Consider the following 13217-nt stretch of genomic DNA (forward strand, 5'->3'; position numbering starts at 1 on the left):
GTCGACAGGCGGCATGAATCCTTTCGGAGCGGCCCGCGGGGCGGCTCTGGCGGTGGTCGCCGCCGCTGCCGCCGCAGTGTTCGGCCTCGCGGTGGCCGCTTTCGGCAGCGGCTCAGCCGTGGCGGCGGTCGGCGGGCAGAGCATCCGCCGAACCCGTGGGCCGCCGGGGCCCGGTACCTGCCGTCCAAAGTGGAGTCGCTCGCCGCCAACGAAAACCTGTGGAACTCCACCGTCTTCGTCCTCCGCCACCTGCGGCTCGTCGAGACGGTCGTGCGGCCGGGGGACTGTCCGGACGCGGGCCGGTGAAGTTCACGCCGATCAGCAGGTGGCGGCGCCGGACCTCCGGTGACTGCACCGGCGCCCTTCGGTTGCTCGACCGATTGCCGGCCCCGTCCGAACCGCGGTTCGAGGCCTCCACCACGGCGGCGAACCGGGCCGCCCAGACCGCCGCCGCGACCCGGCCGATGCCCGGCCCGGCCCAGTCGATGCCCCGGGCAGGAACACGAGCACGGCCACGGGAACTGCTCCACGGCCTCCGCGACCGCCGGGCGGAGCACGCTTTCGCCCGGCGCTAGGATCACGGGCACGGCATCGCGTGTCGGTCACCGGCCGGGTGAGGCATGGAGGTGCCCGTGAGATTGCCTTGCGGAGGCATTCCACACATGTCAGTCGAGTTGAATCACACCATCGTCCATGCCCGGGACAACCGGGAGTCGGCAGAGTTCCTGGCGCACCTTCTGGGGCTTGAGGTCGGGGCCGAGTGGGGCCCGTTCATTCCCGTGACCACCGGCAACGGGGTCACCCTGGACTTCGCCGCGATCCCGCGGGAGTCGATCGCCGCGCAGCACTACGCGTTCCTCGTGTCCGACGAGGAGTTCGACGCGGCCTTCGAACGCATCCAGCGGGCCGGGATCACGTACTACGCCGATCCGCGTCTGCGGCAGCCTGGAGAGATCAACCACCATCATGGTGGGCGCGGTCTGTACTTCATGGATCCGGCCGGGCACGGCATGGAGATCATCACGCGGCCCTACGGCAGCCACGAGCAGTCACCGACGGCCTCGTGAGGCGGTGGTGGGCCAGGGCGTGCCCTGGCCCACCCGCGCCGGGGCCGACCGGACGTCAGCCGGTGAAGCGGACCAGCAGCACGGCGATGTCGTCGGCGTGCGGATTGCACGACGCGTCCCCGAGCAGCCTGTCCGTGAGGACTTCGATGTCGTCGTCCGGGGACTGTGCGAACCGGACCGCGAGCGCGGTCACGGCATCCCCGATGTCGACGCCGGGCGCCTCGACGAGGCCGTCGGTGTACAGGGCCAGCGCGGTGCCCGCGACCAACGGCAGCTCCACGCACGGGTAGTCGGCGTCGGGCACGATGCCCAGCAGCGGTCCGGGCGGGAGCGCGAGGGCCTCGGTACGGCCGTCCGGACGGCGCAGCAGAGGGGGAAGATGACCGGCCGTCGCGAACAGGACACGGCGGCGGGTGAGGTCGAACTGGAGGCAGAGGCAGCTGGCGAACAGACCGGTGCCGAAGTCGCACATCACCTGGTTGGTGCGGGCCAGCAGATCGTCCGGACCCATGCCCGCGACGGCGTGGGTGTGTACGGCGGTGCGCAGCTGGCCCATGACGGCCGCGGCCTGGACGTTGTGGCCCTGGACGTCGCCGATGACCGCCGTCACGCTGTTGCCTTCGCTGCGGATCAGGTCGTAGAAGTCGCCCCCGACGTCCATGCCGAGTCCGGCGGGCAGGTAGCGGGCGGCGACGCTCAGGCCGGGGACCGTGGGCAGGCGTTTCGGCAGCAGACCGGTCTGCAGGGTGCGCGCGAGGTCGTCCTTGGCCTCGTGCAGACAGGCCCGGTCCAGGGCCTGGGCGACCAACCCGGCCATGGAGACCATGAGATGACGCTCCGCGGCAGGGAAGTCCCGGGCGTGGTCGAAGGACAGGACCAGCATTCCCACCGGCCGGCCGCGGATGACCAGTGGCAGGAACGCCCAGGCGTTCCTGGCGCCGTACTGGACCGCGTCCGGGTAGGCCCGCTTGAACTCGGCGAAGCTGCCGAAGAACAGCGGAGTATGACCGGTCAGCGCCTTCGCGGGCGGGTTGTCCGAGCCGAGGGAGTGGCCGTCGAAGAGGGACAGGAAGGCCGTGGTGTAACCGCGTTGGCCGACCACGTGCAGCCGTCCCTCGGACGCCGCCATCAGGATCAGGCCCGCGGCCCCGAAGGCGGGCAGGAGCTGGTTGGCGATGGTCTCCGCGACGTCCTTGACCCGCACGGTCTCCGTGAGCGCCGCCGCGAGGTGCATCAGCTGGTGGTAGGGCCTGACCTCGGTGTGTTCCGCAGGGGAGACGTGAGGGAGCCGGGCGGCCGACGGAGGGTGGGGGAGCGGGGTCATGTGGACGCTGACACCGCTCGCGTCGGGGTAGAGCTCGAAGCGCACACGTGCGTCAGGTGTCCGCCCGGCCGTGAAACGGACGGGCCGGTGGCCGATGACCGCGGCACGGAACCGCTCCTCGAAGGCGCTGTCACCGAGCCACGGCACACGTTCCCACGGCCGCCCGGCCGCCAGGTCCGCCGCCGGCACCCCGAGCAGACCGGCGGCCGCGTCGCCGGCGAAGGAGATCCTGCCGTCCAGGTCCAGGGACATGGCTCCCGGCAGACGGACGACGTAGTCGTAGGCCGCCAGCGCCTCGGCCGCTTCGGGTGGGCCGGGGCGGTCCGAGTCCACGGCCAGCGCACGCGCCCCGGACACCAGTGGATGCCCGCTCCGGCTCGCACGCTCCAGTAACCGCCCCGCCTCCTGGCAGTACGCCTCGATCGCCGCCGTTTCTCCCGCGCTCAGATCGCCGGGGTGCGACGGCGGCCACAGCAGGCAGACCGCACCCCGCACGGTGTCCGCGGCGACCATGGGGGCCGCCACCACCATGTGCTCCGGCACCATGAGGGCGAGCCGGGGGTAGTGCATCGCCAGCACCTGGGGGTCGCCGACCCAGACCACGCGCCGCTCCCGCGTCGCCTCGGCCGCCGGGATCGACTCCTCCACATGGATCCGCGCCCACGGCGAGGCGACGGTCCAGGACATCCCGTACAACATCGACAAGTGGAGAACCGGTTCCTCGGTCGGGAGGAGGAACACCATGGCGCTGGACGCGGCGGCGTCCTCGGCCAGGCGCCGCAACAGCCGGGCCATGTCCGCCCAGTCCCGTTCGGAGCCCGAGGCGGCAGCCCACACCACTACCCTCACCGCCCTTCCTGAACTCAGGCGCGTTCAGGCGTCACACCTGGCCCACCGAGACGACAAAATGATGTATACGGACAATAGCCCGATACCTCCGTTCGGTCGCGCAGGCTCCGCGACGGCTCGCACGGGATCACGCGGCCATGAGCGGCGACCTGGACGTGAGTGCCCTGGCGATCAACGTCACGATTCCGGAGGGACTCCGCTGGACGGACACCCGCCGCGGCGAGGCGTTCACGCTGACCACGCTCAACGTACGGCTCCTCCCCGACGGCCGGCTCGCCGCGAAGGCCTACGGCCGCCCGGTCGCCGGCGGCCGGGGCGCGTACGTCTCGTTCCCGGTCCCGGACGAGCCCGGACTGACGGCTCTGATCGCCGAGGCCGCCACCCGGGCCGGAGCGTTGTGGGAGGCGCACCGCGGCCTCGGCTGACCGCGGTGCGCCGGGGCGGTCAGACCGTCGTCCGGGGCGCCAGCATCCTCCTGGCCTCGGCGACCACCGCCGGGTCGGTGACGAAGTGCGTGTCCTGGCCGGCGGAGGAAGTGGAGGCGCCGAGCGGGACCCACGCGGCCCCGCGCCGTGGTTCCGCGCGCTGCTTCGCCGACAGGTGGACGGCGGCCACCCCGGCGGCCGCCAGCGCCGGGATGTCGGCCGGCCGTACCCCGCCGCCCGCCATCACCTGCACGCCCGGCGCGGCCTCGACCATGGCTGCCAGACGCGCCAGCCCCTGCCCGGCGGCCGGCGCGCCGCCCGAGGTGAGCACCCGGGTGAGCCCCAGCGCGGGCAGCCGCGCCGCGGTGGCGACGGGGTCCGCGGACAGGTCGACCGCGCGGTGCAGCGTCACCTCGACGGAGCGCCCCGCGTCCTGGGCCGCCGCGGCGAGGCGGGTGACGGCGTCGGTGTCGAGACCGCCGTCGGCGTCGAGCGCGCCCACGACCACTCCGGAGGCACCGGCGGCGATCACGGACCGTACCTCGGCGACCATCAGGGCGACCTCCTCTGCGTCGTAGACGAAGTCGCCCGGACGGCACCGGACCAGTACCTGGACCGGCAGGCCCACGGCGGTGACCGTCTCGACCAGGGCGGCCGACGGGGTCAGACCGCCCAGCTCCAGGCCGGTGCAGAGCTCGACGCGATCGGCTCCGTGGTCCAGGGCGACCCGGGCGCCCGCCGGTGAGGTGACGGCGATCTCCAGTTCGGGCACGCTGCGGTCGCTCACTCGTCGTTCCCGGTGAGCGGCTGGTCGGAGGCCGGGATGAGACGGGCCGTCAGGTCCGGCGTGGCCATGTCGCGGTCGAAGGGGAACATCGGGCGGCGGATGCGGCGGTGACCGAGGCGCATCAGGTCCTGGTCGACACCACCGGGGGTGAGGGCCATCTTCCAGCCGACCGACATGTCGAACAGCTCGGGCTCCAGGTAGCCGATCTTGACGATCACGATGTCGGCGGAGCGCGGGTCGAGGCCGAGGCCGGTGAAGTCGTGCTCGTGGTGGTACGGCTTGCGCAGCGCGGTGAGGATCGCGTGCACGCTGCCGACGCGGACGACGACCTCGGTCCCGGCGTCCCGGTCGCCGTGCCGTATCGCGTGGACCACGCCGGTCAGGGTGACGGGTCCCGCGTGCCGGTCGTCGACCTCCGCGCCGGCGGTGACGGTGACCGTCGCCCCGACGCCCGCGGCGACGGCGGTCTCGATCGCGGCGGGTGCGGGCACCGAGGCGTAGATGACGACCGGCCCGTCCTCCTTCTGGAACTCGGGGCGCTCCAGCAGGCGGGTCAGCCCCCAGGTGACGTCGCCGGCGCCGCCCGCGGTCGGGTTGTCACCGGTGTCGCTGATGAAGTAGGGCCGCTGGTCGGAGGTGAGGGCCTCGTCGAGGAGGTCGTCGTAGGTGCCGGTCGGGGCCACGAAGTCGAAGTCGTCGCGGGCGTCCCAGAAGCCGCGGGCGAGGCGCTCGGCACCGGCCGAGACCGCGGCCGTGTCGTCGCCGGTGACGACCACCACCGCGCGGTTGCGGGGTTCGTCCGCCCAGGCGTAGCCCACCCAGATCGCCGCGTCCGTCACACCCGCGGTGGCCTCGACCTCGTCGACCGCCGCGTAGACGCTCTTGGCCGGTTCGATCCGGGTGGAGGTCTGTTCGCCGGCCAGCAGTACGGGGACCGGGACCCACGCCTTGACCGGCCGGGGGCCGCCCGATACCAGGAGGTCGACCAGGTTGCGCACGGCGCGCTCCTTGGTCTCCATGTGGTCCTCGTGCGGGGCCATCCGGTAACAGGTGATCAGGTCGCTGCGGTGGGCGAGTTCACGGGAGACGTTGCCGTGCAGGTCCATCGAGGTGGAGACGATCACGTCCGGGCCCACGGTGGCGCGGATACGTTCCAGCAGCACGGCCTCGGCGTCGTCGACCCCCTCCACGGTCATGGCGCCGTGGATGTCGTACCAGAGACCGTCCAGCGGGGGGAGCGCGGCGAGGCGTTCGATCAGTTCGCCGGTGAGCGCGGTCCACGCGGCGGCGGTGACGGTGCCGCCCGGCAGCGACTTTCCGACCAGTGCGCCGTGCCATGCGGCGGCCTCGCGCAGCTCCTCGCCCGGGGCGAGGAAGGGGTACCGGTCGAACACCTCGTCGCCGCGCGAGGGATGGAAGGCGGGCGCCTCGGTGCGGGCGGGGGAGAAGGTCGAGGACTCGATGCCGAGGCCGGCGACGGCGATGACGGGGCGGGCGACGGCGGTGCGGGTGTGCGTCATGGCTCCTCGTACGGGGTGGTGCGGAGTGGGCGGTGCTGCGAAGGGGAGGTCTGCGGAGGCCGTCAGCCCCTTCTGGGGGGTAGGGCGGTGTGGAACCGGTCCGTGACGTCGCCACCGGCGTCGCCCAGGGCACGGGCCAGGGCGCGCTGGAGGGCGAAGAGTCCGACGCCGACCAGGCCGGCATCCGCGCCGAGGAGGGCCCGCTCGATGGTGAGGTGTTCGGTGGCCAGCGGGTGGCAGCTCTCGTAGAGCTGGCTGCGCACCGCGGCGACGAACGGCTCCAGCGTGGACAGGATGCCGCCGAGGTAGACGGCGTCCGGGTTGAAGAAGTTGACGTTGGCGGCCAGCACCCGGCCGAGGTGGTCGCCGGCCCGGCGGACGGCGCGGGTGGCCTCCGGATCGGAGTCGGTGGCGAGCTGGACCACGTCCTCGGTGCTGGCCACGTCCACCCCGCGTTCGTGCAGGATGCGCACGAGCGCGGCGCCGGACGCCACGGTCTCCAGGCAGCCGGTGTTGCCGCAGGAGCAGGGGATGTCCGCGCCGCCCTCGATCCGGATGTGGGTGATGTCGCCGGCCGCCCCGGTCGCACCCCGGTAGAGGTGCCCGTCGATGATGACGCCCGCGCCGATCGCCGACCCGATCTTCACCGTGATCGTCCGCCGGTGCTCGGCGGGCCGGACGCTCTGCTCCCCGACGGCCATGCAGTTGGCGTCGTTGTCGACGACGGCCGGGACGCCGAAGCGCTCCTCCAGCCAGGCGGCCACCGGGAACCGGTTCCAGCCGGGCATCCGGGAGGGCAGGACGACGGCGCCGGCGGCCACGTCCACCGGTCCGGGCAGGGAGAGTCCGACGCCCCGGAGCCGGTCGCGTCCCCGCTGCTGGGCGAGGGACTCCAGGTGCTCGGCGAGCCTCGGCAGCGCCGCCTCGGGGCCGTCGGCGATCTCGAAGGGCACGTTGGCGACGTCGCGGACCCCGTTGCCCGGCAGCACCACACCGATCCGGGCGTGCCGCCCGCCGACGTCCGCGGCAACGGCGTACTCGTCGGTGCTGCCGGCCCTGAGCACCCGGCGGGGGCGGCCCCCGGTCGAGGACTGGGTGCCCTCCTCGGCGATGAGCCCGCGCTCGACCAGCTCGGCCACCGTGAGGGAGATGGTGGAAGGGGCCGTGCCGAGGAGCTGCGCCAGCTCGGCGCGGGACGACGCCTGCCCCGACGCGACGAGTTCGAGGACCCGCGTGGCGAGGGCCGCGCCCTTCGGCACGGCGCCCTTGGTATTCACGCCCTTGCTGCTCTTGCGGTCCCGTGCACTTATTTCAGTCATGTACGAAGTAACTTCCGCGGTGATGGGGTGTGCCGGAGACAGTACGCCCGTTCCGGCACGTGGGGAACGGTTCCGTGAGGGAACCGCGAGCATCGACGCAGTGTCAATATCCAATAAATCGGTACAAAACGGGAGCAGTATGCGTCCGGTGTGAGCGATTCCGACTTTCTTCGAGATCGCAGTAACTTACTTGTTATTCATTCTTGTTTGTTTGTTCGACACGTCCGTCGTTGACTGTCGCCATACGCAGCGCCGATCCCGCGGCGCCGGTTTGGGTCCTCCCATGACGTTTGCGGGTCCTTTCACTCTGAGGAGAGCCATGTTCCTTGCTCCCACGGCCGCCGGCCGCCGCTGGGCCCTCGTCGCGGGTGCCGCCGTCATGACCGGCGCGCTGGTCACCGGCTGCTCCGGCGGCGGCACCTCGTCGTCCGGCCCGGCGTCGTCGGACACGATCAACTACGCGCTCCCGGCGAACTTCACGCCGAACTGGATCCTCCCGATCGGCACCGCCGCGCACCTCAACACCAACAACTCCTCCATCTCCCAGGCCGTCTGGGAGCCGCTGATCGCGTACGACGGCTCCACCGGCAAGGTCGGCTGGAACAAGGACAACTCCCTGGCGACCGACGCCAAGTTCGCCGCGGACAGCAAGAGCGTGACGATCACCCTCGGCCAGCGCCACTGGAGCGACGGCAAGCCGATCACCTCCCGCGACGTGGAGTTCTGGTTCAACCTCGTCAAGGCGAACAAGGCGGACTGGGCCAGCTACAGCCCCGGCAAGGCGCCGGACAACTGGACGTCCTTCAAGACGGTCGACGACACGCACTTCACGATCACCTTCGACAAGGCCTACAACCAGCAGTGGATGCTCGCCAACGAGCTGAGCATGATCCGCACGATCCCGCAGCACGCCTGGGACAAGACCAGCGAGTCGGGCGCCGTCTCCGACCTGGACCGCACCGCCGCCGGCGACAAGCAGGTCTGGACGTACCTCAACAACGCCGCCAAGAAGATATCCGGCTACGCGACCGACCCACTGTGGAAGACGGTCAGCGGCCCTTACACCATCAAGTCGTTCTCCACCGCGGGCCGGGTCGAACTCACCGCCAACGCCAAGTACGACGGCGGCGGCAAGGCCAACATCAAGAACGTCAACCTGCTGCCGTTCACCACCACCGAGGCCGAGGAGAACGCCCTCCGCGCCGGCACCGTCGACTACGGCTACATCAACGCCTCCGACCTGGGCCAGGAAGCGTCCTTCAAGGCCAAGGGCTACTCCGTGAAGCCGTGGAGCGGCTGGGCGATCACCTACATGCCGTACAACTTCAACAACCCGTCCATGGGACCGGTGTTCAAGCAGCTGTACGCGCGCCAGGCGATCCAGATGTCGGTCGACCAGGCCACCCTCTCCAAGGTGGTCTTCAACGGCACCGCCGTCTCCACCTACGGGCCGATCCCGCAGGGCCAGGAGTCGTCCTTCGTCTCGGCCGACCAGAAGAACAACCCCTACCCCTTCGACACCGCCAAGGCGAAGAAGCTGCTCACCGACCACGGTTGGACCGAGCAGGGCGGCACGATGGTGTGCAACGCCCCCGGCACCGGTGCGAACCAGTGCGGCGCGGGCGTCGACAAGGGCACCAAGTTCGAGATGCAGGTGCTGTCCCAGTCCGGCTCGACCGTGACCGACAACATGATGAGCGCGCTCCAGTCGTCGTTCGCGAAGACCGGCATCAAGTTCGGCATCAAGACCGCCCCGGTCAACTCCGTGCTGTCGCAGGCAGGTCAGTGCAAGCCCAGCGATGCGAGCTGCTCCTGGCAGCTGTCCTTCTTCGGCACCGCGGGCAGCTGGTACTTCCCCGCCTACCCGAGCGGTGACTCGCTCTTCGCCACCGGCGGCGGCTCCAACTTCGGCAACTACTCCAACGCCGAGGTCGACAAGCTGATCACCCAGACCACGACGTCCTCCTCCGACGAGGCGGTGCAGAACTACAGCGCCGCACTCGCCAAGGACCTCCCCGTGATCTGGCTGCCGGAGCCCGACTACCAGATCTCCGTGGTCCGTGACGGGCTCGGCGGCTTCGCCCAGGACTCGCTCGCCAACTTCCACCCCGCCATGTGGAAGTGGACCAAGTAGGCCCGGTCGGTGCCCGCGCGGGCCGACGGCGGCCGGCCCACGGCCGGCCGCCCGAGGCTCGCGCACACCCCTCGCGCACCCGCGCCGCACCGACGTCCACGTCGCGGTGAGGCCCCTGTCCAGGTGACGCCCCCGAGCGCCACAGAGACGAAGCGACCGGAAAACACATGAGCACTTCCTCGTACCTGATCAGACGCGTCCTCCAGGCCGTCGCGGTGATCGTCATCGTGACCGTCGTCGTCTTCGGCCTGCTGCACGCGCTCCCCGGAGGCCCCGCGCGCGGGATCCTCGGTCCCCAGGCCACCGCCCAGCAGATCGCGAGCTTCAACCACGAACAGGGCCTCGACAAGTCCCTGCCCGTGCAGTACTTCCACTACCTCGGGCGGCTGCTGCACGGCGACCTCGGGACCTCCTACACCCTGAACGAGCCGGTCTCCCAGCTCATCGGCGAACGGCTGCCGAAGACCCTGGTCCTCACCCTGCTGTCCGCTCTCGTGGGCCTCGTCCTCGCGATCCCGCTGGGCATGTGGCAGGCCGTGCGCCGCAACAAGGCCACGGACTACGTCATCACCACGCTCAGCTTCATCGCCTACTCCACGCCCGTGTACTTCCTCGGGCTGATCCTGGTACTGGTCTTCAGCCAGGAGCTGGCGTGGTTCCCCTCGCAGGCACCGCAGGGGGAGACCCTGGGGCAGGTGTTCTCCGAACCGCAGGGCCTGGTCCTGCCGGTGTTCGCGGGCGCGGCCTCCATGATCGCCGTGTTCAGCAGGTACATGCGGGCGGCCACCCTGGAGAACCTCTCCGAGGACTACGTCCGCACGGCCAGAGCGGGCGGCTCCCGCTCCCGCGCCATCCTGGCGCGGCATGTGTTCCGTAACTCGCTGACCCCCGTGGTGGCCATGCTCGGCTACTACATCCCCGTGCTCTTCGGCGGCGCGCTGGTCGTCGAGCAGCTGTTCAACTACCCCGGCATGGGGCTGCTGTTCTGGACGGCGGCACAGTCCTCCGACTACCCGGTCCTGCTGGGCTGCGTGCTGGTGATCGCCGTCGCCACCGTCACCGGGACGCTGCTCGCCGACATCGTCCAGCGGATCATCGACCCCCGAGTGAAGGCAGGCCGGGCATGAGCGCCGTCATCCAGCCGGACGCGGTCCCCACGAAGGCCGCAGCTCCGCGTGAGGCCACCGGCACGCGCCTCGCCGTCCGCCGCTTCCTGCGCAACAGGCTGGCCGTCGTCGGCCTCGCCGTCGTGGTCCTCTTCTTCCTGTTCTGCTTCGCCGGTCCGCTGGTGTACTCCACCGACCAGACCCACACCATGCTCGAACAGGTCAACCTCGCCCCCAGCGGCGCCCACTGGCTCGGCACCGACGCCGTCGGCCACGACGAGCTGGGCCGGCTCATGTACGGCGGCAAGGTCTCGCTGATCGTCGGCCTCGCCGCGGGCGTCCTCGCCACCTGCATCGGCACCCTGTGGGGTGCCGCCGCCGGCTACGCGGGCGGCTGGATCGACGCCGTCATGATGCGAATCGTCGACGCCGGCATCGCGATCCCGGCGCTGTTCATCCTGCTGGTGGTCTCCGCGATCACCACACCGGGCCTCGCCGGACTCGTCCTCATCCTCGGCCTGGTGTCCTGGCTGGTGCCCTCCCGGCTGGTCCGCGCCGAGACCCTGACACTGAAGAACCGGGACTACGTCCTGACCCTGCGCGCCATCGGCGGCACGCACGCCCGGGCGATCCTGCGGCACATCCTGCCCAACTCGGTCTCCACCGTCATCGTCGCCGCCACCTTCCAGGTCGCAGACGCCATCCTGCTGGTCGCCTACGTCTCCTACCTGGGCATGGGAGTCCGGCCGCCGCAGACCGACTGGGGCGGCATGCTCTCCGCCGGCCTCACCGCCGCCTACTCCGGCTACTGGTGGCTGATCCTGCCGCCCGGCCTGGCCATCATCCTGGTGGTGTGGGCGTTCAACGCGATCGGGGACGGACTCCGCGACGCATTCGATGTGAGGGGACGCGAATGAGCGCGACCACCGACGGCTCCGCCGCCCGCACCGCGGCGGCCGAGCCGATCCTCGAACTCGACGGCCTCGGCGTCGTCTTCACCACCGAGACCGGCGACGTACCCGCGGTCAGGGGCGTGTCCCTCCAGGTCAGGCCCGGCGAGACGCTCGCCCTTGTCGGCGAGTCCGGCTCCGGCAAGTCGACCATCGCCCTTGCCGCGATGGGCCTGCTGACCGGCAACGCCCGGGCCACCGGCAGCGCCGTCATCGCCGGCACCCAGATCGTCGGCGCCTCGGAGAACGGCCTCGCGGCGCTGCGCGGCAAGACCGTCTCCATGGTGTTCCAGGAGCCGGCCACCGCACTCGACCCGCTCACCCGCATCGGGAAGCAGATCGCCGAAGTGATCCGCAACCACCGTGAGGTGAGCGCCAAGGACGCGGCCGCCGAAGCCGTCGACCTGCTGCGCCGGGTCGGCATCCCCGAGCCGGAAAGGCGCGCCCGCGCCTACCCGTTCCAGCTCTCCGGCGGACAGCGCCAGCGCGTCGTCATCGCGATGGCCATCGCCAACGAGCCCCGACTGCTCATCGCCGACGAGCCGACCACCGCCCTCGACGTGACCGTGCAGGCCGAGATCCTCGACCTGCTGCGCCGGCTCGCCGTCGAGACCGGCACCGGCGTGCTCCTCGTCACCCACAACATGGGCGTCGTCGCGGACTTCGCGGACCGGGTCGCCGTCATGTACCAGGGCGAGATCGTGGAGACCGGGGCGGTCGAGGACGTCCTGCTGCGCCCCGCCCACGACTACACCCGGCGCCTGCTGGCCGCCGTACCGCGGCTGTCGGTCGTGGGGACGGCCGCCTCGGCGAAGACCGAGCCGGTCACGGCGACGGCCGCCCGGCCGGGCGGCGGGCCGGTGGCCGACGCGGTGGTCGAACTGCGCGACATCAGCGTGGTGTTCGGCCGGGGCAGGACCGCCGTGCACGCCCTCGACGGGGTGTCCTTCCGGGTCGGCCCGGCGCAGACCCTCGGCCTGGTCGGCGAGTCCGGCTCCGGCAAGTCGACCGCCGCACGGGTCGCGCTCGGCCTGATCGCGCCCACATCCGGAACCGTCTCCCTGTTCGGCACCGACCTGGGCCGCACCCGCGCCCGGGCCCGCCGCGCGCTGCGGGCCGGCATCGGAGTCGTCCTCCAGGATCCGGTGGCCTCCCTCGACGCCCGCATGACCATCGGCGAGTGCATCGCCGAACCCCTGCGCATACACCGCCGCGACCTGACCGCCAAGGACCGCCAGGCCAAGATCGCCGCAGTCCTCGATCAGGTACGGCTGCCCCGCGAGGTCGCGCGCCGCGCGCCGCGCGAACTCTCCGGCGGACAGCGCCAGCGGGTCAGCCTGGCCCGCGCCCTGGTGCTCGAACCCCGGCTGCTGGTCGCGGACGAACCCACCAGCGCGCTCGACGTGAGCGTGCAGGAAGCGGTCCTGGAGGTGATCACCGAACTCCAGGGCGAACTGGGCTTCGCCTGCCTCTTCGTCTCCCACGACCTCGCCGTCGTACAGCACTTCGCCCAGCACGTCGTCGTGATGCGCGCCGGACGTATCGAGGAGCAGGGCTCCACCGGAACGACCCTGCTGCATCCGGAGACCGACTACACCCGCCGTCTGCTGGCCGCCGTGCCGGTGCCCGACCCGGTGGTGCAGCGTGGCCGCAGGACCGAGCGCCTGGCCGCCCTCGCGGCCGGCCGTACGGAGGCCCAGGCGTGACCGGACCCCTTCTCTCCCCCCACACCCCGC

The 13217-nt window shown here is 71.4% G+C and carries 10 protein-coding genes; 6 read left to right on the top strand and 4 right to left on the bottom strand.

Annotated elements, in window-relative coordinates; translation table 11 throughout:
• The first annotated feature begins 662 nt into the window (after positions 1-662).
• Positions 663-1067, top strand: a complete 405-nt coding sequence (locus ACZ4O3_RS07360) for a VOC family protein (protein ID WP_362721672.1) — start codon at positions 663-665, stop codon at positions 1065-1067.
• A gap of 55 nt (positions 1068-1122) precedes the next feature.
• Here the strand turns inward: ACZ4O3_RS07360 and ACZ4O3_RS07365 are convergent, their stop codons facing one another.
• On the bottom strand, positions 1123-3240 hold the full coding sequence (locus tag ACZ4O3_RS07365) for a GAF domain-containing SpoIIE family protein phosphatase (RefSeq protein ID WP_467721531.1): 2118 nt from the start codon (positions 3238-3240) through the stop codon (positions 1123-1125).
• A gap of 137 nt (positions 3241-3377) precedes the next feature.
• Between ACZ4O3_RS07365 and ACZ4O3_RS07370 the strand changes: the two genes are divergently transcribed.
• Positions 3378-3665, top strand: coding sequence for a hypothetical protein (locus ACZ4O3_RS07370; RefSeq protein ID WP_384990229.1), 288 nt, complete (start codon positions 3378-3380; stop codon positions 3663-3665).
• A gap of 19 nt (positions 3666-3684) precedes the next feature.
• On the opposite strand, the gene ACZ4O3_RS07375 is transcribed toward ACZ4O3_RS07370, so the two are convergent.
• From ACZ4O3_RS07375 to ACZ4O3_RS07385, 3 genes are all read right to left on the bottom strand, one after another.
• Entirely contained in the window at positions 3685-4452 is a 768-nt protein-coding gene (locus ACZ4O3_RS07375) for a copper homeostasis protein CutC (protein ID WP_467721532.1), read from the bottom strand.
• Positions 4449-5972, bottom strand: coding sequence for a M81 family metallopeptidase (locus ACZ4O3_RS07380; RefSeq protein WP_467721533.1), 1524 nt, complete (start codon positions 5970-5972; stop codon positions 4449-4451). Before ACZ4O3_RS07380 ends, ACZ4O3_RS07375 begins: the two co-directional genes overlap by 4 nt.
• Before the next feature lie 62 nt (positions 5973-6034).
• A complete protein-coding gene (locus tag ACZ4O3_RS07385) occupies positions 6035-7291 on the bottom strand; it encodes an ROK family transcriptional regulator (protein WP_362726163.1) in 1257 nt (418 codons plus the stop codon).
• Positions 7292-7610: 319 nt separating this feature from the next.
• On the opposite strand from ACZ4O3_RS07385, the gene ACZ4O3_RS07390 reads away from it, so the two are divergent.
• The 4 genes from ACZ4O3_RS07390 (at position 7611) to ACZ4O3_RS07405 (ending at position 13187) form a co-directional block, all read left to right on the top strand.
• The gene (locus ACZ4O3_RS07390) at positions 7611-9425 is read left to right on the top strand and encodes a peptide ABC transporter substrate-binding protein (RefSeq protein WP_467721534.1); all 1815 of its coding nucleotides are present in this window, start codon (positions 7611-7613) and stop codon (positions 9423-9425) included.
• Between the two features lie 167 nt (positions 9426-9592).
• Complete coding sequence (locus ACZ4O3_RS07395) at positions 9593-10552, top strand: ABC transporter permease (protein WP_362730242.1); 960 nt, start codon at positions 9593-9595, stop codon at positions 10550-10552.
• A complete protein-coding gene (locus tag ACZ4O3_RS07400; protein ID WP_467721535.1) occupies positions 10549-11448 on the top strand; it encodes an ABC transporter permease in 900 nt (299 codons plus the stop codon). The genes ACZ4O3_RS07395 and ACZ4O3_RS07400 overlap by 4 nt, the downstream gene beginning before the upstream one ends.
• On the top strand, positions 11445-13187 hold the full coding sequence (locus ACZ4O3_RS07405) for a dipeptide ABC transporter ATP-binding protein (RefSeq protein ID WP_467721536.1): 1743 nt from the start codon (positions 11445-11447) through the stop codon (positions 13185-13187). The genes ACZ4O3_RS07400 and ACZ4O3_RS07405 overlap by 4 nt, the downstream gene beginning before the upstream one ends.
• Positions 13188-13217 lie beyond the last annotated feature (30 nt).

The organism is Streptomyces sp. NPDC026515 (assembly GCF_055567595.1).

Coding starts and splice junctions, on each gene's coding strand:
- ACZ4O3_RS07360 (WP_362721672.1), top strand. CDS start 663: ATGTCAGTCGAGTTGAATCACACCATCGTCCATGCCCGGGACAACCGG.
- ACZ4O3_RS07370 (WP_384990229.1), top strand. CDS start 3,378: ATGAGCGGCGACCTGGACGTGAGTGCCCTGGCGATCAACGTCACGATT.
- ACZ4O3_RS07380 (WP_467721533.1), bottom strand. CDS start 5,972: ATGACGCACACCCGCACCGCCGTCGCCCGCCCCGTCATCGCCGTCGCC.
- ACZ4O3_RS07385 (WP_362726163.1), bottom strand. CDS start 7,291: ATGACTGAAATAAGTGCACGGGACCGCAAGAGCAGCAAGGGCGTGAAT.
- ACZ4O3_RS07390 (WP_467721534.1), top strand. CDS start 7,611: ATGTTCCTTGCTCCCACGGCCGCCGGCCGCCGCTGGGCCCTCGTCGCG.
- ACZ4O3_RS07395 (WP_362730242.1), top strand. CDS start 9,593: ATGAGCACTTCCTCGTACCTGATCAGACGCGTCCTCCAGGCCGTCGCG.
- ACZ4O3_RS07400 (WP_467721535.1), top strand. CDS start 10,549: ATGAGCGCCGTCATCCAGCCGGACGCGGTCCCCACGAAGGCCGCAGCT.
- ACZ4O3_RS07405 (WP_467721536.1), top strand. CDS start 11,445: ATGAGCGCGACCACCGACGGCTCCGCCGCCCGCACCGCGGCGGCCGAG.